The 21,628-nt window shown below is 55.4% G+C and carries 14 protein-coding genes and 1 pseudogene; 10 read left to right on the forward strand and 5 right to left on the reverse strand.

Annotation, left to right across the window (positions count from 1 at the left end; translation table 11 throughout):
- Window positions 1–145: 145 nt before the first annotated feature.
- Window positions 146–1,780 (reverse strand): glutamine-hydrolyzing GMP synthase, encoded by a 1,635-nt coding sequence (gene guaA / locus FHS27_RS10795; protein WP_246419441.1) that lies wholly within the window; start codon window positions 1,778–1,780, stop codon window positions 146–148.
- A gap of 464 nt (window positions 1,781–2,244) precedes the next feature.
- Between guaA and FHS27_RS10800 the strand changes: the two genes are divergently transcribed.
- From FHS27_RS10800 to FHS27_RS10830, 7 genes are all read left to right on the forward strand, one after another.
- Window positions 2,245–4,305 (forward strand): c-type cytochrome domain-containing protein, encoded by a 2,061-nt coding sequence (locus FHS27_RS10800; protein ID WP_184304955.1) that lies wholly within the window; start codon window positions 2,245–2,247, stop codon window positions 4,303–4,305.
- Between the two features lie 170 nt (window positions 4,306–4,475).
- Window positions 4,476–5,750: a galactokinase gene (gene galK, locus FHS27_RS10805; protein WP_184304956.1), complete on the forward strand. Its 1,275-nt coding sequence runs from the start codon at window positions 4,476–4,478 to the stop codon at window positions 5,748–5,750.
- Window positions 5,751–6,012: 262 nt separating this feature from the next.
- Complete coding sequence (locus FHS27_RS10810) at window positions 6,013–8,370, forward strand: right-handed parallel beta-helix repeat-containing protein (RefSeq protein WP_184304957.1); 2,358 nt, start codon at window positions 6,013–6,015, stop codon at window positions 8,368–8,370.
- 535 nt (window positions 8,371–8,905) lie between these two features.
- Window positions 8,906–9,604: a hypothetical protein gene (locus FHS27_RS10815; RefSeq protein ID WP_184304958.1), complete on the forward strand. Its 699-nt coding sequence runs from the start codon at window positions 8,906–8,908 to the stop codon at window positions 9,602–9,604.
- A gap of 63 nt (window positions 9,605–9,667) precedes the next feature.
- A complete protein-coding gene (locus FHS27_RS10820; RefSeq protein WP_184304959.1) occupies window positions 9,668–10,384 on the forward strand; it encodes an SGNH/GDSL hydrolase family protein in 717 nt (238 codons plus the stop codon).
- A 177-nt stretch (window positions 10,385–10,561) separates the two neighbouring features.
- On the forward strand, window positions 10,562–11,065 hold the full coding sequence (locus FHS27_RS10825; protein ID WP_184304960.1) for a hypothetical protein: 504 nt from the start codon (window positions 10,562–10,564) through the stop codon (window positions 11,063–11,065).
- A 347-nt stretch (window positions 11,066–11,412) separates the two neighbouring features.
- Complete coding sequence (locus tag FHS27_RS10830; protein WP_184304961.1) at window positions 11,413–12,459, forward strand: nucleoside monophosphate kinase; 1,047 nt, start codon at window positions 11,413–11,415, stop codon at window positions 12,457–12,459.
- Window positions 12,460–12,483: 24 nt separating this feature from the next.
- On the opposite strand, the gene FHS27_RS10835 is transcribed toward FHS27_RS10830, so the two are convergent.
- Both FHS27_RS10835 and FHS27_RS10840 read right to left on the reverse strand, forming a co-directional pair.
- The gene (locus FHS27_RS10835) at window positions 12,484–13,329 is read right to left on the reverse strand and encodes a hypothetical protein (RefSeq protein WP_184304962.1); all 846 of its coding nucleotides are present in this window, start codon (window positions 13,327–13,329) and stop codon (window positions 12,484–12,486) included.
- A gap of 229 nt (window positions 13,330–13,558) precedes the next feature.
- The gene (locus tag FHS27_RS10840) at window positions 13,559–14,956 is read right to left on the reverse strand and encodes a glutamate decarboxylase (protein ID WP_184304963.1); all 1,398 of its coding nucleotides are present in this window, start codon (window positions 14,954–14,956) and stop codon (window positions 13,559–13,561) included.
- Window positions 14,957–15,876: 920 nt separating this feature from the next.
- Between FHS27_RS10840 and FHS27_RS10845 the strand changes: the two genes are divergently transcribed.
- Window positions 15,877–16,908, forward strand: a complete 1,032-nt coding sequence (locus FHS27_RS10845; RefSeq protein ID WP_184304964.1) for a DUF1559 domain-containing protein — start codon at window positions 15,877–15,879, stop codon at window positions 16,906–16,908.
- A 196-nt stretch (window positions 16,909–17,104) separates the two neighbouring features.
- A complete protein-coding gene (locus tag FHS27_RS10850) occupies window positions 17,105–17,542 on the forward strand; it encodes a hypothetical protein (protein ID WP_390853198.1) in 438 nt (145 codons plus the stop codon).
- 158 nt (window positions 17,543–17,700) lie between these two features.
- On the opposite strand, the gene FHS27_RS31370 is transcribed toward FHS27_RS10850, so the two are convergent.
- Entirely contained in the window at window positions 17,701–18,600 is a 900-nt protein-coding gene (locus tag FHS27_RS31370; protein ID WP_261363920.1) for a diguanylate cyclase, read from the reverse strand.
- A 227-nt stretch (window positions 18,601–18,827) separates the two neighbouring features.
- Here FHS27_RS31370 and FHS27_RS10865 point away from each other — a divergent pair.
- Window positions 18,828–20,215 (forward strand): annotated as a pseudogene (locus FHS27_RS10865) (IS701 family transposase).
- A gap of 393 nt (window positions 20,216–20,608) precedes the next feature.
- On the opposite strand, the gene FHS27_RS10870 reads toward FHS27_RS10865, so the two are convergent.
- A complete protein-coding gene (locus FHS27_RS10870; protein WP_184304967.1) occupies window positions 20,609–21,565 on the reverse strand; it encodes an acetyltransferase in 957 nt (318 codons plus the stop codon).
- Window positions 21,566–21,628: the final 63 nt, after the last annotated feature.

Raw genomic sequence — 21,628 nt, forward strand, 5'->3', positions numbered from 1 at the left:
TTTTAGTGCCCTTCGGAAGAATTCAATATTCCAAATACCACAATCGTTCGCTTCTGATCCCCCTCTCTCGACCGTCGGACCGGTGAAATCCGTAAACGGACGACGAGGTTTGTACATCGGGAACCGCAGCGAAACGCAAACCGGACTATTCCCACTCGATCGTGGCAGGTGGTTTGCTGCTGATGTCGTAACAAACGCGATTGACACCTTTGACTTCGTTGATGATCCGCGTGCTGATTCGGGCGAGCAGGTCGTAGGGTAGGTGGCTCCAATCGGCCGTCATGAAATCGTCCGTATTGACACAGCGAACCGCCACAGCGTTGTCATACGTCCGTGCATCGCCCATGACGCCGACACTTTGGACCGGCAAAAGGACCGCAAACGCTTGGGACGTTTCGCGATACAAACCGGCGTTTTCGATCTCTTCGACCACGATCGCGTCGGCTTCACGCAACACGACCAACTTCTCCCGTGTGACTTCACCGAGGCATCGCACCGCGAGCCCAGGACCGGGGAAGGGGTGTCGCCATACGAGTTGCTCTGGCAAACCGAGTTCCAAACCGAGGCGGCGGACTTCGTCTTTGAACAAATCTCGCAGCGGCTCGATCAACTCAAACCCGAGCTCCTCAGGCAGGCCGCCGACGTTGTGGTGAAGCTTAATCGTTGCCGCGGGGCCATCCTTGTCCGCTCCGCTCTCAATCACGTCGGGATACAACGTTCCCTGAGCAAGGAAATGAGCGTCCTCAATTTTCGTCGCCTCCGATTTGAAGCATTCGATGAACGCATAACCGATCCGGCGACGTTTCTCCTGCGGCTCTTCCACGCCCGCCAAGTCGCTGAGGAATTGGTCTTCGGCGTCAACAACATGCAGGTCCGTCTTAAAGTGATTCGAGAATTCCTCGATGACAATCTTCTGCTCGTTCTTTCGGAGCATCCCGTTGTCGACAAGGATGCAGGACAACTGCGACCCGATCGCTTTGTAGAGCAATGCCGCAACCACCGACGAATCGACACCGCCGGAAAGGCCGCAGATCACCCGCTTGTCACCAACCTGCTTGCGAATTTGCTCCACCGCAGCGTCCGCGAAATCGCCGAGCCGCCATGTGCCGTCGCAACCACAAACTTCGCGAACAAAGTTGTGCAGGATCTGACCGCCGTGTGGCGTGTGGGTGACTTCGGGGTGGAACTGCATCGCGTAAACAGGACGCGTGTTGTGCCGGATCGCGGCGTAGGGACACGTCGACGTTCTCGCCATCACGGTGAAATCATCCGCGATTTGCGAAACCTGATCGCCATGGCTCATCCAAACCTGCTCGGAGTCCTTCATCCCACGGAAGATCGAATCGTGGTCGAGGAACTCGCACATCGCACGGCCAAACTCGCGGCTCGGCGTGTTGTCGACTTTACCTCCGAGGGCCTGACAGGCGACCTGCATTCCGTAGCAAATTCCCAGCACGGGAATGTTGAGATCAAAGATCGCCGGATCGATCTGCGGTGCACCTTCTTCGTAAACGCTGTTCGGTCCACCCGACAAAATCACGCCGCGCGGCGCCAGTTCGGCGATCCGTTCGGCCGTAATGTCATGCCGAACGATCTGACAATACACATGCTGTTCGCGAACGCGGCGGGCGATCAACTGAGCGTACTGTGATCCGAAATCCAGCACTAGAATTCGCTGGTCGGTCAAAACGGCCCCCTGAGCGTCATCCGCCTGAGTCGCGGTCGCTGAGGAAGGAGAGGTATCGAGAGAGGGATCTGCGGTTGTTTCGCGGTTGCTCATCGGATTCGCCGAAAATCTGCGGTGCGGGCCAATTCAGCAGTTTAGAAGTAGTTTGCAAAATGCCCAAGGGGCTAAAGACATCACATTGCCAGGGGGGAGTCAAACGCTCAGAAACGCAACCGCCCCGAAGCCGATCTGATCCTGCAGGACCAACCTCTCACCATTACCATCCACACAACCGTCCACCCACGGCCTCGTATCTCCAGTCGCCCGCAAGAGAGACGCGCGCACGGGAGACGCCCGCATCCGCCTTCTCTGGCATCCTCTCTGGCACCGAAACCGACACGGCAACCGCCGCCGCAGCCACGGCCGGCGAACTTCTTGCGAGTTCATTTTGTGCGGGAATGCGTTTAGCGGTTTATGATGGGGTCACGTCCCCAACCCACCTGTCTGCCTGATCATCCGTCAAAGCATCCGCCGGATCGCGTCAGTCCAATCGCCTCGTCTCTCTTCGTCGGGTTCTCATGCCACGCTTTTTCAGCCGCGTTCGCCCTTGCCGCATTCCCTGCTCGAACCTCGCTCGGAACTTAGCCGCGACCTACGTGCTGGTGTTTCTCGTCTTTTCGATCCGCCCCGCCGACGCCGCGGAATCGCAACCGCCACGTCTGGACACCCGGTCACGACAAGCCATCACGGCGATCAGCGTCAGCATGCGAAAGGCGGGCGAACAGTTCAACGCGGGACAATTCGAGGAGTCCGCCCGCTCGCTCGAAAAGGCGATGAACCAGGTCGACGTTGCCGTCCGCGCCGGTTCGCCAGAACTGTACGACGTCCTGCTCCCCAAAATGCAACGCATTGTCGACGCGCGCGTGCTGATTGAACTCGAAGGAGTTGCGATCTCGCCGTTTCAGCCGCCGCAACGCCCCGACGCTGTCGCGACGTCGATGCCAACAACCTCAGCCGAACAACCGGCGTCCGGCAACGGCACAACCGCGACTCCTATGTTGAACCCGTTTAGCGCCGAAAACACGGGAGTCAGTTTTGTAAAACAGGTCGCACCGATTCTCGCCGGCAAATGCGGCGGGTGTCATATCCGCGGCAGCAAAGGTGGCTTCTCTCTCGCCACATTCGCGGAACTGATGAAAGGACCACCCGAAGGCGTCGTGATTTTCGCCGGTGACACGATCGGCAGCCGCCTGATCGAAACCATCAAAACGGGCGACATGCCTCGCGGCGGCGGCAAAGTCACCCCCATCGAACTGGCTATCCTGGAACGGTGGATCAACGAGGGCGCCAAATTCGACGGCAACGATCCGTCCGTCCAACTGACCAGCCTCACGCCGGCGACGTCGGCCCCCGCCGCAACCCCAACGGCAACACCGGAAATGTCACCGACTCCCAAAGCCGGCACGCCCACGGGCAAAGAAACGGTCGACTTTGCCAGCCAAATCGCCCCCGTTCTGGTCGCCAATTGCTCCGGTTGCCACATCAGTGCGATGCAGGCTCGTGGTGGCTTGCAGATGGATACCCTCGCACGACTCTTCCGTGGCGGTGACAGCGGCCCGATCGTCCAACCGGGACGAGGCGAAGCCAGCCTCCTGGTGAAGAAACTCCGTGGCACCGAAGGCGACCGCATGCCCGCCGGTGGACGACCGCCTTTGAAAGACGAGGAGATTCAACTGATCTCGAAATGGATCGAGGAAGGCGCAACGATCGATCCAAACCTTCGTGAAGAATCACTCGACACGATGTCTCAAAAAGCATGGCTCGCCGCAGCCACGGACGCGGAAGTTACCGCGCGGCGCGCCGAAATCGCGATGCGAGACTTCAGCCTCGCGGGCGGAACGCCTGACCGTTTGGCGAACCACACCTCCGACCATTTCGCACTCTGGGGCGACGTGCCTTCGGCAACGCTCGAACTGGTCGCCGACCAAGCCGAAGCGGCTCTACAACGAGCCTCCATGATTTTGCCCGCCACGGATCTTGCGTCCAAAGGCGACGCGGCCGAATCGTTCTTTGGCGGTCGCGCGTCCATCTATGTCATGCCGCGACGTTACGACTACAGCGAATTCGCTCAGATGGTGGAACGCCGCAGCCTTCCTTCGGATTGGGAATCGCACTGGTCCTACGACGGAATCCAGGCCTATGTCGCCGTGGTCGCATCGCCTAGCGACGAGGAACAGGAAATCGCGGATCGACTCGTCGCACCCATCGCCAGCCTCGCCGTCCGCAGCCGCGCCGCCTCCGTCCCGAGATGGTTCTCCGACGGCCTCGGCAAAGTCGTCGCCTCCTCGGACACCAAACGCGACCGCGACGAACTGGCCCGCATCCAATCCGAACTCGTCACCGCGGTGGGCAGCCTGAAATCCGGCAAAGACTTCTTCGCCGGAAAGCTCGCTCCCGAGCGAGCCGACCTGATCGCCGCTGCCGTTTGCGACTCCTTCCTCACGCGGCAGAAACGACGCGGCTTCGACACCGTCATCCGCCATCTCTCCGAAGGCAAAAAGTTCAACGACGCGTTTCTCGCGGGCATGGGCGTGTCCCCGACGGACTACTTTGACGCTTGGCTTCAATGGGTGAAATAACCTCGTTTCTCCTTGCCGAATCGCCGCGAGCGCTCTCCCGCCGGGCCCCGATCGCTATCGCCAAAACGTCGCAGATGGCTTTCTAGCCCAAGCCGTTTTGCTGAGATTATGATAAAAAATCTCAGGACGATTCTTCACAAAATCGCCCTTACCTCCTCCCCACCACTCCAATGGCGGGTATTTTAGAGGGGCAAAAACTACGCGAGAGCACCGGAAACGAGAAGCCATTCATGACCACAACCGAAAACGACACTGCAACCGAAACTCTCTCTGAACTCGCCGCCCGCGTTAGCGAAACTCACAAAAAACGATACGGGCGCTCTCCCGAATTCATCGTCGCCGCCCCTGGCCGGGTGAATTTGATTGGTGAACACATCGATTACAACGACGGATTCGTACTGCCAATGGCGATCGAACGATACGTCGTCATGGCGGGGTCGCGACCGGACGACGCCGATGAGGCTCAGTCTCAATATCACAGCATCAGCATGGACTCGAGTGCCCTTCTCACCAGCACTGACAGCCCCGGCAGCAATCCGTCCGCACCGGGCTGGGCCTGCTACGTCCAAGGTGTTTTGGCCGGATTCCAAAAGCCCGGTCGCGAAACTCCCGTGTTGAACGTGAGCTTTGATTCGACCGTCCCACTCGGTGGCGGTTTGTCCAGCAGCGCGGCACTCGAGGTCGCCACCGCAACCCTGCTCGAGGCCGCCACGTCGACCACACTTGATATGCGAGAGAAGGCTCTCATCTGCCAAAAGGCCGAACACGATTACGCCGGAGTCCCCTGCGGGATCATGGATCAATTCAGCAGCGTGTTCGGTAAATCCGGTGAACTCATGCTACTCGATTGCCGCTCCCAAGAAATCACGGCTGTCCCTTTCGGTAGCGATGACATCACCCTGTTGATTACCAACAGCAACGTCAAACATGAACTCAACGGTGGTGAGTATGCCGAACGACGATCGCAATGCGACTCGGCCTTGAAAAAGATCGGCAAGTCGACCTGGCGAGACATTTCCATCGACGACGTCGAAGCCGCCCGCGATCAACTCAGCGAACCTGAATACAAACGGGCCCGACACGTTGTCGGCGAGATCGAACGAACCACGCAAGCCGCCGATGCAATCTCGGCAGGACGATGGGAAGAAGTCGGCGAACTCATGTACGCCAGCCACGACTCGCTCAGCGATGATTTCGAGGTCAGTTGTGACGAACTCGATTTGCTCGTCGATCTCGCCCGGGGCATTAACTCCGAAGGAGGCGTGATCGGCTCGCGGATGACCGGTGGCGGATTCGGTGGCTGCACGGTGACGTTGGTTAAAAAGGATTCCGCCCCGGCGTTGATCGACGCATTGATCACCCGATACAAAGCCGAAACCGGCGTCGAGCCTTCCTGCTTTACCAGCCGCCCGGCCCTCGGCGCTCACATCCTGCCGACCTCCTAATCGACTCGGCCGTTTCGCTTCGTCGACTCTCATCGCGCGTGAAACTCGGTACCTGGCCTCGTTCTTTCCAGAACCGGCAAAGTTTCCCAGCGAGATTATGATTATTTACTAAATCCGATTCAATCGTTTCCATCGGATTCCGATACAGAAGATGGGGCCAAGATCCCCCGCTTGCTGGTCGATAGAACAGCGAGGCTCTGAACAGACTGCCCGGACCAACGTCTGGGGACTGATTCCCTCGTACGCGATTCCGGAAACAACCGTGCACGAACTTCAACGACAACTCGTTCGATGCTTCCTGCTGTTGGGATGCTGCTTGCTCCCCGATATCTCTGCCGCGCAGTCGCAATGGCGGGTGGGAGAACCAGCCTACGATTCCGCCCAATCGGACAAGCTCTATCGCGCGTACATCTCACTAGGCGCACGCCCCAGCGATGAAGACATCCGCCTGCATACGGACATGTTTATTCCGTTGATGTCCAACGACGAGAATCTGTTGTTCGCGGACGTCCGAGGACAATTCGCCGATGTCGGTGGCGGCGAAGGCAACGCGGGGCTTGCGTTTCGACACCTTTTTAATGACGAATGGATCTGGGGCGGCTACGGCTTCTATGACCTCAAACAATCCGGCAACGGCAATTGGTTCTCTCAAGGGACACTCGGAACAGAACTCCTGAGCGCCCGCTTTGACTTCCGCGGAAATCTCTACATTCCGGAATCCGGTTCGGAAGAAGTCATTGCTCCGACCGCCGTCATCACCAACGGAAACCTAGTCGTCCAGAACAACGAGGAACGCGCCTACCACGGCTTTGATCTCGAAGCGGGAGCGCTACTGTGGAGGACACCGAATTGGTGCGACAGCGAAATCCGCGGGTTCGCGGGGACTTACTACTTCGATACCGACTCCAGTAACGCTCGCACCGTCGCGGGACCGCGGGTGCGCGCCGAATGGCGTTCGTATGATTTGCCGTGGATGGGACAAGACTCTCGCCTAACCGTTGGCGCCCAATATCAACACGACGATGTTCGTGGCGGACAGACCGCAGCGATCCTCATGATGCGGCTTCCTCTCGGCACTGATCGCGGGCGAACGCGACGCCGAACCTACATGCAACGGCGAATGACCGACGTCATCGTTCGCGACATCGACGTCGTCACCCGACCGACGCCAACGCCCGGCGGTGAAGAAGTAGCTCTGCACGCGGAACAGAACTTCGCAATCGGATCGGTCACCATTCTCGACGCCGACACCGACGATCTCGCCGCAACGGTCGCCGCAGCAACCACCGACACCGTCATCATCGATGGCGGCGCAGGCGAAGTAACGACCACCGACTCGATCGTCGTCCAAACGGGTCAAAACCTGCTCGGAGGCGGGTTCATGGTTAAGGGAGCCGACACGGGCGTCACCGCAACCATCGGAACACCGACACTACTTTATGGCAGTGACGAAACCCAATCGGTAATCGTCGCCACCGACAACACTCGCATCGGCCATTTCGAGATCGAAGGCGGCCTTCACGGCATCTCGAGTTTCAACGGTGCTTCCTACGACGATCTCGCCAACGTTCAAATCTTCAGCAACGGTGTCTTCGACGCCAACGGCGGCGGATTCCGATTCGCGGCGTTGGATTCCGCCAGCTCTCTGAGCCTCAACCGCGCCTATTTCAACACAGGAGCCGGATTCGAAATTGACGACAACAACGCAACCCTGACGCAAAATACCTCTCAGGACAACGCAAACTCTGGGTTCTATCTAACATCCAACAGCGGGGCTTTGTCGACAAACCGCGCGATGGAAAACGGTGAATATGGATTCGTCATCGGTGCTAACGATGGGACGGTGACCGAAAACGAAGCCACCGAAAACACTTTCGCCGGTTTCGCAGTCATCTACAACGAAGGCCTTTTCAATAAAAACGAATCCACCGACAACGCCTCCGAAGGGTTCCGCATCACGACGAACAATGGCACCGTGAGCGATAACTTTGCCTTCGACAACTTCCTCGACGGGTTCTGGTTCGCAGACAACTTTGACACCATCAGCGACAACACATCGTACGAAAACTACGGAAACGGATTCGTGTTTAACGACAGTAACGGCACCATCGTCGACAACTACTCGGGACGAAACTCGTTTGCCGGCTTCGTGTTCGGAAACAACTTCGGCGACTTTAACGACAACTCCTCCCACCAAAACGGATCCGACGGCTTCGATTTCTCAAACAACGCCGGAACGATGACCGGAAACAGTGCAATCGGAAACACCGACGACGGATACGACTTCTCCTACAACCTCTCAACCTTCAGCGGCAACTTTGCAATCAACAACCGAAACGACGGTTTCCAATTCTACGGCAACAATGACCAGATGACGGGTAACAACGCGACCGACAATGCTGAGGACGGATATTACTTCAACCAAAACAACGGCCTGTTCGACGGAAACTTCGCATCCGGAAACTACGACGACGGAATCGACATGGTCGAGAACACCGCGACAGGAACCGTCTCCAACAACATCTCCGTCGATAACCGCGACCAGGGCTACACCGGCACCAACAACGGCACCACGTCCGGCAACTCAGGCTCCGGCAACGCTGGCGGCGATACGTTCTAAACCACCGTATCAACCTGAACCCAATGCAATAACGGCCCGCCAATTCCGGCCTTCCCGATCCCCCTGTAAAAACACACGCGGGAACGCGTTCGCACCAACGACTACCCAAAACGCCCTTGCGAACCAGCAAAACTCAGGGTAGCCATTCAATGGCATTGAGAAGAAATGCTTGGCGAGCGTCGGAAATCCAGATTGCGAATCACATCAAAAGGGGGCGCACACAACCGAATGGATTGATCAAGACTCTCGCAACCCAGCGGAACTCGCAGTACGGATCGACTTTGACCGAGTCGTCAGCATTGATCCGCATCGGCAAATGATCCGCGTTGGACTGCCACGTCAACAACCGCCCAACGCAGCCCGAGCAATCGGTCCGAGCAACGAGTCAACCGACCAGGCGACCACAACCGGCAGACCTCCACTCGCACGTGCGTTTCTCGCATACGCCCGCCGGCCCAGGTTAGAATAGCATCCGTCGATCATCCTACGCTGACCGACGTTGGAGCCCTAACCAATTGTCACGAGGTCGCCCAAGATGAATCGATCATTCATTCTGCTGCCATTGCTCCTCTGCATGCCGATATCGGCCATCTCGGTCCAGGCGGACGATGAATTGGAACGATCACACAAAGGCGAACTCCTCTTCGAAGAGCTATTCATCGAGATGGCTCCTCGCTTATCAACCGGCGTCGGAGACTGGCAAATCGTTGACCGGGAATTCATCAAAGGCAAGGAGCTCGCCAAAAACAAACACACCGCTTTCCGCAAATTCCTCCTCAATCACCAAGACGTCATCTATCAATTCGATGTCAGGTTTGAAGGCGATTCGTACGCCAAACTGCTAATCAACTACGATCTGGTGCACCTCGCGAACTGCGTTATCAAACCCACCGAGATCTCGATCACCAAACTCGGTGAATCCAAGAAGCGTCAATTGATGTCCGATGCGGCACGAAAGAAAGGATTGCCCATTGAGGAAGGACCTTGGCAAAAAAAGAATATTCTCCTCGAGTCTCAGAAACTAAACCTCGCCATCGGTCAGTGGCATACCGTCACCGTCGAAATCGTCGGCGATCAACTCATTGCCCGAGTTGGAGACATGGAGGTACGAGGGAAACATCCGGGACTCACCGAAAAGAAAACCAACTTTGGAATCCAAGCAACCGGCCTCAATGACTACGTGCACTTCGACAACCTCCGAATCTGGACTGCCGTCACCCAACCGACCAACTGAAGTTCACCCCAAAGCCAACGACGACCACACCGCCCCCCACCATCCCGCACCCGCCAAACCATCATGCCTCTCCGATCCGCCCTCAATCGCCTCGCACTCGTTCTCCTATTCGTTGCAGGGAATGCTCCAGACGTGTTCGCAACCGAGCCAACCTCAACAGCAACCAACCCTTCGACGAGCCAGACGAACTCAGCTGACTCACGCCTTCCTCGAGTTCTCTTGATCGGTGATTCAATATCGCTCGCGTACACACCCTTGGTCCAAGAGGCGTTACAGGGCACCGCCAACGTTGAACGTGTCCGAGGTAATTGCCAGTTCTCCGCTTATGGTGCCGAGCACGTTGATGACTGGGTCGCCGGTCAGCGATGGGACGTCATTCACTTCAACTTCGGATTGTGGGATTTGTACGGGTGGAAACAAGACGGCCTTATCTCCGTCGAAGATTACGGAGCCAATTTGGAGAAGATTGTCATGGCACTCCAACCGGCGTGCGATGTCCTGATTTTTGCAACGACGACACCTCCTTGCGCCGAACCCGAACACAAAATCAAGGTCCTCGCGTCACCCGAGAAATCCGCCGCGTTCGAAGCCGAAGCACGACGCGTGATGAAGAAGCACGGCGTCATGGTGAATGATCTCGACGGCATTCTCGTCGGCCGAATGAACGAACTCGGCAAGGCCCCCGATGACGTTCACTATGTCCCCGAGGGCAACCGCATCATCGCGGAAAAGGTCACCTCGTTTATCGACATGACTCTCGGTTTGTTACCGAAAAAATGATGAGCCAACCTACAGAGACGCTGTGATTTGCGATTCGCATGACGCACGACCGCGTGGGGTCGTTTGTTGCTGTGCTTCGCGTTCCACAGTATCTTTAATCGGATTCGTGACGATCAATGGCAATCATCCTTTTGCCCTCAAGACTCATGCGGCCACATCCCCAACAGGCATCCCATTATGAGAAACATCTTCCACGCTGGCCTCTTGCTCGTGCTCGCCGCCCCCATCGGTTGCTTCCCTTCGAGTTCGACCTCAGACACATCTGCCTCCTCGACATCCGGATCCGATGACGCAACGCCGCGTGAAACGGTCGGCAAGACAACGCAAAATGTGCTCGATCTCGAACAAGCATTGAGTGAGGGGGCTGTACCGGCGAGCACAAAGATCGAGTCGAAGAACCCACTGATGATCAACGCCGAAGCTTACCGAACATCAGTCGGCAAAATTGGTGGAATGGGTGTGGAACACGCAATTCAGCTTCGCAATGCGCAGAGCATCCAAGATCCCAAACCGCTGACACATGAAGTCTTCATGGCCGAGATCATCAAGAAGGGACAACCGGATGGAATTCGATTGCCAATGCTGCCGTACTACCAAGAATACACTTGGGATCAAAAGAACCAAAAATTAGTCGTTGTCGATTTTCCTGCGAGAATCGAAGAACGCGAAAAGCAACGCTAACGCATTAAGCTCGTCATCTCACTTCTCTGCCACGTCATCAGACGAATTCGATCCGCGTGATCGTTGAATGCGGCCACAGAGATCACTCTGAGGCCCCTGATCTCTAGCCTTTCGTTGCATGGACCGCTATCGAGCTGCTCGCGACAATCGCTCGGCACGATCCCACCGCCGTGCAACGGTCCGGCCAGCATTCCTTCGAATGCCACCGATCGACCTCACATTCAATCCGTGTCAACATCGTGCAAGCGAGTGGGTGAGCGGCAACTGTTTCGCCTCCCATGGTCGTGTGCTGATATCGGCACGCAGGAATGATCACCAACGTGGCCCCTTTTTCGGTATCTGATTCCATGGACGAAAACAACCAACTCGAGCCCAACACATTCTTTATTGAAGTGTCTGGAGCGGGCCTGCCCGAAGTGGATGGTTTATTCATCCCCTCTACCGCTCCGCCTACCCAGTCCGAATCCGGCACCCTGTCGAGCATCGGCTACTGGAACGGAAAAAGGGCCTGGGACCGTGCCGACGGCAAAGCCGCTCGAAGTCCCGCGTTGTCGTACTCGAACAGCTACCGTTCTTGGAGGATCTCGCGTCTCGATGGGCATCTTGCGTACGACATCACGTGCGAAGACGAATTGCCACCGACGGATCGTCAGTGGCACGTTTATAAAAAAGGCGTTGCGCCAGCGCCAAAAGTCGTCGTTCACCACTTCGACCCGCGGCAACCGTGCCCTCAACCCAACGTCGTGTTCGTACTCGGAGGCCCCGGTGCGGGCAAAGGCACGATGTGCGAATTGGCCGAACATCAACTCGGTTGGACGCACCTATCAATGGGAGAACTGCTTCGCGCCGAACGAGAACTCGGAGGGCCAACGGCCGAAACGATCAGGTCGATCCTCGCCGCAGGGCAATTGGTTCCCAATGAAATCACGGTGACGCTCCTCAAGAACACGATGGAAACCATCATTCGTACGACCGGCAATAAGAACTTTCTCCTCGACGGTTTCCCCCGGTCGCTGTCCAACCTAGACGGATGGTACGAAATCTTCGGTCATGACACTGAACTGCCTAAGATGCTGTATTTCGAATGCCCTTACCCGGTCCTCAAAAAACGTATCTTAGGTCGCGCCAAATACACCGGACGAAGCGACGACAACGTCGAAAGTCTCAAACTTCGCTTCGACACATTCAAAGCGGAAACGCTGCCGACGGTGGAACTGTTCAAAAGCAAAAACAAGTGCATTGAAATCGACACGAGCCTCGATCGCCAAGCAGTCTACGAGCTGTTGCGCAGTCAACTCGCCGAGCACACCGAACAATCTCACGCGTCCAAACCACTCACCGAACGATCAGAAATCTTGTTGGGTTTGAGACCGTATCCCAAACAAGAATCCTAACGATCTTGCAATTCAAAGTCCGCTTCATGCCGGAGCCGTTTCCATCGCTTCCAACGGCATTAACAAAGCGCCGATCAAGAAACACACGGCCCCCTGCAGTGTCCACGCCGTCGAGAACGCAATGGCTAGATCCCTAGATCCGCCCGGAAACACGAACGCGAAACAGGCGGAGATCATGAAACCGATGCAACCGAGCAGATTAATGACAACGATCCACCACGAAAGGCTGCGTGGACGCAACGCCCAGTGTGCATGGCAGTTCTCGACAAACGCCAGATAGCCCGACGCGAGGAATAGTATCGAACCAACGAAGTCGGGAACCCAGACGATCAAGTCCTCCTGCAGCCACTCGAGCGATGATGACATCGCGTCGAACGTGTTGAGATTGAAAAGAACCGTTCCCACAAATTGCAACGCACAACTGAGCCAACCGATCTCGGTCGGATACCAACCGAACCACACAATTCGCCCCTGGTCCTTTGCCTCGAATCTCGCGTTCGCTGCCTGAAAGAGTTGCAACCACGCCGCAATCGTGAACGGAATGGAACCGGCGAAATAGAGAACGTTGATACGTATGCTGAACGCGCTCAATCCCGCAAAATCGGGGAACAAGCTCAACAAACTCGCAACGGCAAAGCAAGCCGCACCCGTTGCAAAGACAACACCGACCCAAGTATTCAAGTGTCGTGCGGAAAGCAACGATGCGTTGCGATGGTGGCCCAGCGGCGAAAGGCCTTTACGATGTTTTCGTGACTCCCACGCCTGGATCCGTCCATCGATAATCCTCACACGCCGCGACACAAACGGCCATCCGCCCGACGCTTCAATCGTTGAATGCGATTCCTCGTGCTCATCAGTTGCTAGTTGCATGGGTACTCTGTTTCAGCCAAACGTCGTCATGCGAGAATCGACACACCGGCCAACAACTGCAGGCTGTCTGGCATGCCTGCAAAACGCGAGCACCTGCAAAACGTGGTGTATTCATCCCGTCGTTAACTAGAGCGTATCTGTGAATGACGCTGGTTATCAAAGGCTGCGACATTCACCAGAACGCGGTCCACCGTCGGGCGACGGTGACTACGACCAAAATGAAAATGATCTAGTGCTTGAATCCGGATGCTTCGGTTGGTGTCATGGGTGTGTGCACCGGATGTGTTTCGAAATGCTTGATGGCACGCTTGATGTCGTCAACGAGGATAGACCCCAAATCGCGACTCACACCGTGCCGAACCAAGATTCGTTGAATGACCAATTCCTCACGATTGGCCGGCAGCGAATACGCCGGTACCTGCCAACCTCTCGCCCGCAATCGATCCGCAAAATCATAGAGCGTGAACCCAGGATCCACTCCCTCTTTCATTTTCCAACACAACGCAGGAATGCCGGACTCCATATCTCCGTCATAGATCACTTCGAACGGCCCCAGCTTCTCGATCTCCCCTGCAATGTACTTTGCCGTTTCGTAACACGCCGTGTGCGTTCGTCGATACCCTTCGCGTCCGAGCCGCAGAAAATTGTAGTACTGGCAAACGACTTGGCCCCCAGGTCGCGAAAAATTCAACGCGATGTCTCGCATATTGCCTCCTAGGTAATTCACCCAGAAGATTTCTTCCTCCGGCAAATCGGCTTCTTCACGCCAAATTACCCAACCGACACCTAGCGGCGCCAAACCAAACTTGTGACCTGACGTGTTAATTGATTTCACGCGTGGAAGCCGAAAATCCCAAACGACATCGGGCGCACAAAACGGGGCCAGAAATCCTCCGCTCGCCCCGTCGACATGGATCCGAATATCGATACCGGTCTCTTTTTCAAATTGATCCAGCGCTTCCGCGACCGCTTGGACGGGTTCGTACTGGCAGGTAAACGTTACACCGAGCGTTGGCACCACACCGATCGTGTTCTCATCGCAACGATTGATGACCTCCTCTGGCGTCATGATCAGACGGTCGTGCTCCATCGGAATTTCGCGAAGCTCGATATCCCAATAGCGAGCGAACTTGTGCCAACAAACCTGAACCGGCCCCGTCACCAAATTCGGTCGATCGATCGGCTTCCCCGCAGCCTTTCGACGTTTTTCCCAAGCACGCTTCATTGCCATGCCACCCAACATTGCCGCTTCGCTCGAACCGGTCGTGGAACATCCGATCGTGTTCGCCGATTCGGGCGAGTTCCAAAGATCGGCGAGCATGTGAACGCATCTACCTTCGATCTCCGCAGTCTGAGGATACTCGTCCTTGTCGACCATATTCTTGTCCATGCACTCGTCCATCAACTTGCGCACTTCCGGTTCCGCCCACGTCTGGCAAAACGTAGCCAAGTTCTGACGGGAATTGCCATCGAGCATCAATTCGTCATGAACCGACGAATAAATGTGCTGAGACGACTGTTCATCGGTTGGAAATTTGAACTTAGGCATTGGCGCCGAAAGATCCGAAGACGCATAGACTTCGTCGTCGATCATTTCGCGAATGTCATCTTTACTGTGTAGAGGCATGTGTTTTCCGTTCAGTTTTGGGCGAACGAACCGGCCAGCGCGGTCGTCCCTGCGAAAAATGGTCTTGAACGGATTGTTATACCGAACCACCCTCACCAGCACCGAAAACGCCGACACCTCAACAAAGGGGGCTCTAAGTCCGTTCATTCCTATCCACGTCATCAAGGTGTCATTCACCTTCGCGACATTAGGGACAGACCATATATTTTCGGAAAAAGCTGATACCAAACCTCTCCCCGGGCGTTCCTACGTCAACCGCGAAACATATCGATAACCAGTTGACACCTGATGAGGTTGCGTTCACTACAAGGTCCGGGTTCCCAATTCAAAGCGATCGCGTTGCGCCCGATCCCTCGTCGCAAACACCACTAAAATGGTTGCCCCCGTTTCGATCGTGACTTGTTTTACTCTGGCTGCCACCTTTTCACATTGGCATTCTTGATGCGTAGCAGAAGATCAGTACACGCATTCGAATGAACCGCTTGGCATCGCCCATGTCTTGCGCAATCGTGTGCTAAAAATGTGCATATCGTGCGTCAGCCCTTAGCACCCGACAGCGTCAGCAACCGTCGAGTGCCGAAAGCAATAACCGCGCGCAAATATAGACTTGTCATTTGCCGCAACGTTAGGAAACATCCTAAACGCTAGCATCTGGCTAAGGAGTTTTGGCAACCACAGAATTCTAAACCCCTTGGGCGCCAATAAAAAACAAAAGGCGTTCTTGATTGACTGGCCCGCGCGTTGCTTTTGTTCGCGTGGCGAAGACGCACCCAATCGTAAAACACGTCATTCAACGAGCCCTCCTTATTCTCGTTGATCGTTCGAGTAGAGCATCGTGACGATGACCCACCCCGGTGCAGTCATACCCCCGTTTGGTACCTGTAAACCAATTGCCAATTCCCTCCATTCAAGGACCTACTGTGAGCATTCACACCAACAAATCTACTCCCTCTCGCCATGGCTTTACTCTCGTCGAGTTACTCGTGGTCATTGCCATCATCGGCGTTCTGGTAGGCCTGCTCTTACCTGCAGTGCAATCTGCCCGAGAAGCCGCACGTCGGATGTCATGCAGTAACAACATGCGTCAACTGGCACTTGCGTGCCACAATTACGAAAGCACTTTCAAGCAGTTTCCTGCGTCGGCAGATAACGACAATTTTGTCGGAGTCGGCAGAACCTGGCTTCGCGCCATCCTGCCCTATGTCGAACAAAGCGACCTCGACAGCAACAAACTCGAACTCTACGGACCAGATTTCGATTCTGATGCGATTTTGACCGAAATCAACATCCTGAACTGCCCGAGCGACCCACTTTCACAAACTCCTGTGAATGTCGGCTTTGGCTCATCGGTGATCGCGGTTAGCGCGAGCACCAACTACTTCGGAAATGGAGGACACTACGGTCGTTCCTCAAACCAGTATCACGGAACCGACGCTTCGAACTTCAACAACTTCCCATCGGTGTTCAAATACACAGCCGACGGAATGTTCCACAGTGAAGGTTCCGCGTACGGACCAGTTCGCTTTGCCTCGGTTTTGGACGGTACTAGCAACACGCTTCTAGTCGGTGAACGAGGCCTGTTTCCAGCGAAACCTGGCTCCGTTCAAACAGGCGGATGGTTGACAACTTTCACTGGTGTACCGTTTGGCGTAGGACACTCGGTTCTATGCTACGACTCGCCAGATGAGCGCGGCGGCGGATTCGTTCCCTACTATGGTTTCCCGATCAACTCCGACGGTGTTGGTGGCCCATTGGATGACGAAGACATGACGGGTGGACTTGGAAACCTCCCCGACAACGATGAAAACTTCTACTTCAGCTATCACGCCGGCGGTTCACACTTCGTCCTCGCCGACGGATCAACTGAATTCGTGACTTACTCAATCGCTCAGGATGTGCTCACAGCATTCCTCACGAAAGCTGGCCACGAAGTCAACAAACACGAACGTTAAACCAAACGATATCGCGTTGAGAGATCTCCACACACGCGAGAATGCCCGCATGCCGATCATTCTCGTGTGCTTCGCTAACGCTCTCTCGAACAACGATCTCATCTGAGCGTTGTTCGAGCATCCCCCTTCTTCGACAACTTCATTTTCCTGTCACTCGTATCCAATCCGGTTTGCTCCTTCAATGTGTACGCCTTTCGTGACCTCTCCTAGCTATCGCTTGTTCACAACCTTCATGCTGTGCACGATGTGCACCATTGTCGCTTGCGGCCCATCGGGCATCACGCTTTCGGGAACCGTTGACATCGACGGGACTCCCGTCGAGAAAGGCAAGCTCAGCTTGGTTCCCAAGTCCGGTGTCGACTCGCCGACAGCCATGACCCCAATCATCAACGGTCAATTCACCGTTCCTCCCACCTCGCAACTGCGTGAAGGCCAATTCGATGTTCGCGTGGTCGTCACTGCCGATCGCGCTCCAAAAACTGAATTGACGTTTCTGCAACCTAATAACAAAGCAGCAATGGGAACGGCGCTAAGCCAGGCCTTAAAAGACGCGCCTCCTGCGGAAGAAAGCTTCACGATGGATCTCGATGTGAGCGGATCGACCGAGGAGCTCACACTCAGTTTCATCCGCTAAACGGTCCACCACCCACGGCGAACCGGCACACCGTGAGCAAAACCGAATCGCAGAGGTGACGAGATCTGATTGACTCAAATGCCACCAGGAAACCTACGCTTGCGCAATGACTCAGCATGCGCAAACATGCCGCCCCATTTCACTGAACCTCTCGATGATCAGATGACGGGGCAAACAGTTAAGGCGTCGAAGTTGACAATCGACTTCGTCACGTAGACACCTTGTTTTGCTTTAAGTGAACGCGACGTGACGACTCGATTTCGACCAGTCTCTTTGGCGTTCAGAAGCGCGTGATCAGCTGCATTAATCAGCTGTTCAATTGTTGTGGTTCGAGCATTTCGCTGCGCAGCACCAAAACTCGCAGTCACACCTATTTGCTGGTCCCCGAGCTGGAATGTCCAATCGGCCAATTCAGCGCGGACCTGCTCCGCCCAGGCCTGCGCGACATCTTCATCGGCATCAACCAAGATGACACAAAACTCTTCACCACCGTATCTTGCAACGCAGTCTCCTGGACGTGCGTGGCTGCGAATACGATTGGCGATTCTTCGCAAAACCTTGTCGCCAATTACGTGCCCTAATTGATCATTAATCTTCTTGAAATAGTCAACGTCAAGGATAATGCACGACAACGGTGAATTGCTCAAACACGAATCGACCCAATGCCGTTCGAATTCAGAAATCATGGCATGTCGATTTAGCACGCCGGTCAATGCATCCGATCTCGCAGCTCGTTTCAACTCCGTTACCAGTCGCGCGTTCTCGCTCTGAATCAACTGACGTTGAATCGCATACCGCAGCGTTCGCTCCAACTCCCGTGAACTCGTGTCACCCTTCAACAGATAATCCTGGGCACCAACATCGAGGGCGTCGAGAGCCATCTTGTCATCGTCCAATCCCGTCATCATGACAATCGGGATGTGAGCGAACTGTGATCGTATTTTCCGGATACCGTCTAGACCGAAAGCATCCGGCAATGACAAGTCTAGTAATACGAGGTCACATTGATTTTCGGTTAGCCAGTCGAGCGCAGATGCCAATGTACTGCAAATTTCCAAACGGTATTTGCCAGCACACTTAGCTGGACAGCGCCACTTCGTGGCTTTGGATTGCGGTAAGTCGTGTTTGCGACGGGACTTATCTCGCTTGACTTGGGAGCCAAAAAGAAACGACCCTCCGTGTGCTTATGTTTCACGACGAAACCACGGAAGGTCGCTCCTATGTCGCTCAAAGATATCGCATCGCTCGGAAAAATGCTTGCCCAATTTCTCGCTCTCTTTGCTGATTGCTTCCACGGCATCAAAGGCCAGCGATTGTTCGAGGACTGCTATCGGAACTACAGCGAAAGAACGTCGAAGCGATCGCTCTGGGGCAAGGCGTCAAACCAAGAACGCTCCAGAGATTTCTCGAGTCCGTTCAATGGAACCATGACGAGGTCTTGCGTCGCTGTCGCAGGATCGTCGCCCACGAACAGTCCGACCTGAACGCCATCGGCGTCGTCGACGAAACAGGAACCGCCAAAGCGGGAAAGGAAACCGTCGGCGTCAAACGACAGTACAACGGGAACCGCGGCAAAGTCGAAAACGCAGTCGTCAACGTCGCCCTGTCGTTTGCCACGACAACGTTCCAGTGCTTGATCGCCGCTCGCACATACTTGCCAGAAGACTGGGCCAACGACCGACCGCGCCGAAAAAAACGCATGTCCCCGACGACATCGAGTTTCTGACCAAGCCTCAAATCGCCTTGATGCTGATCGACGAGTCGATGGCCGATGGGATCGTGGTGAAAGCCTGGACGTTTGATGAACTCTACGGACGCGACGGTCAATTCCTAGATGGACTCGACCAGCGGAAGCAAGCGTTTGTCGGTGAAGTTCCGCCGAACTTTTACGCCTGGACGCGGAAGCCCAAAGTACTGCGAAAAGCCGCACGAAAGACCAAAGGCCGAAGGAAAAAATTTCCGCGGTTGGCTGACCGTGATGCGAAGGCTTGCCAAGTGCAAAACCTCGCGAGGTACTCGCCCGGCTTGTCCAGCCAAACGCCGCAGCGATACCGAGTTCGTGATTCGCACAAAGGCCCCGAAGTATGGGAAGTCCGCTGGCATGTGGTCTATCGCAAAACTCACGATGGTCGTTTGGTTAGCTCGCAATGCACATTGATCGTCGCGGAAAATGTTCGCACCGGTGAGGTGAAGTACTTTATCAGCAATCGTGTTCCTGGTCGTGGTGGTTGGACGCTTCGTGAGCTGTTGCGAGTGGCGTTTGGACGCTGGAAAGTGGAAGCGTGTTTTCGCGAAGCAAAAGAAGAGCTCGGCTGGGATCACTTTGAATGTCGTGGCTGGGGCTGTGTGCATCGGCACATGATCGTGACGATCGTTTCGCAGTTGTTCTGTGCTCGGGTTCGTTATCAAATGTGCCGCAGTGAGGTTGTCACCGATGCTCAACGGCTGACGCTCGAGCAGGTGCGTCGAGCGACCAACATGGTGATCCGCTGCATTGGACTACCGCGACAAGTTCGCGAAGCTCAGTACGAGGCTGAGCTCAACCGAATCGTATATTACCAACGCCGCAACGCCGAAGCGAGCTACCACCACCGAAGGAAACGATTCGCCGCCTATCGAGCGATGGGAATTGATCCCGATACAATCAAAAGAGTCGAGCCAAAATCACCGTGAAACCAATTCAGCCAAAAGCAAAATGGCGCTGTCCAGCTAGGCAGTCGCAACGTATCCACATGGATTCGTCTAGCAAGAATAGGTCACAACTAAGAGAAACGCGAAAAAACGCATCCGATCGGGAGAATCTGGGACACAGGACAGAAGAACGGCCTTCTGGCCATCCCGATCGACACAACCCCACCTGCCACAGCATCGAAAAACCATGCCATTGCGCGAGACAACAGACCGTTGCCTTAAGCGGGCGACGAATCAAACCAAATCGAGACCGCAACGCGCCCGTCATGCAACGCGCCCGTCATGCAGCGCGGTGGGATAGCGTGTTTAACCCACAGTCAACACGCGGTCTCGAAGACCACGAATCAGTTAACCAAGGCCATTGCTTCGCGCCGTTCAACGAAACTGCGATTGCATGGTTTCCAGGAACAGTTGCAACTGATCTGCCGGAAGTTGGTTTATGCCGGCGGCCGCTTTCCGTCCGCCACCGGTCGGAAATTGCCGGACCAGTTCATCTGCCCCGGTTTTCGTTGCCAAGGGTGCTCGAACACTAACCAAGTATTCGCCGGACGGTAACTCGCTGAGCAGAGCATGCGCCCTGTTTGGGTTATCACGAGCGAGTTGGTTGCTGTAGACGCCACTGACTCGTCGAGAAAATGACTCGTTCGGAAACAAGAATGCCGCACACGTCTCCGTTTTTACTTTCGGTTCGATCGAACCGGCTCGCTTCATGTCACTGTCAAACCCATTTCGCAACGTCTCGAACGTTGTATCCGAGGCGATGAAATCAAACGGATCCGCGTACGGTTGGACTTTGCGATAAAGATCATCAGGCGCGAAATAAAGATCGTCCAACGTACTACCATACCCATTGTAGTTGAGCAATGTGCCGAGTTGCTCTAACTCGGAGAGTTGAGCATCACTGAGGCCCAAGGGCTCGGCCGCCGACTTGGCTGCTTCATGAAGATTGTCGCCGTACAGCGCGGTGACCGCCCACGCTAGAAACTGCCCCTTCAAACGCCGATTGACCAGCAGTCCGGTACAAACATCACCTGCCGTATCGATGTGAGCTGACAGATGCGCGGAATCAGGCACCTCACCGGCGAAGTGATGATCGAAGTAACTCACAGGTACATTGCTCGCGAGAATTCGGTCGAGCTCTTCGCGATTCTTGTCCAATGAGATGTCAAGAACCGTTACAGAATCGCCCGCATTGACCTGAACACGTTTCAACAGATTGATGTCACGCTTCACCCCCGTGACCAGCGTGCTTTCGCGTGGATCGGCGAGCCGCAATTGGTGCAACGCGCAGATGCCATCCGCGTCGCCGTTGAAAACGTCAAAGTGAGCCACGTGGGTCTCCATGCAATAGTGAAAAAGGGCAGCCATCCGGCTGCGGGGCCGAAACACTCAGAT

It is taken from the genome of Aporhodopirellula rubra (genome assembly GCF_014192335.1).
Taxonomy (GTDB): Bacteria; Planctomycetota; Planctomycetia; order Pirellulales; family Pirellulaceae; genus Rhodopirellula; species Rhodopirellula rubra.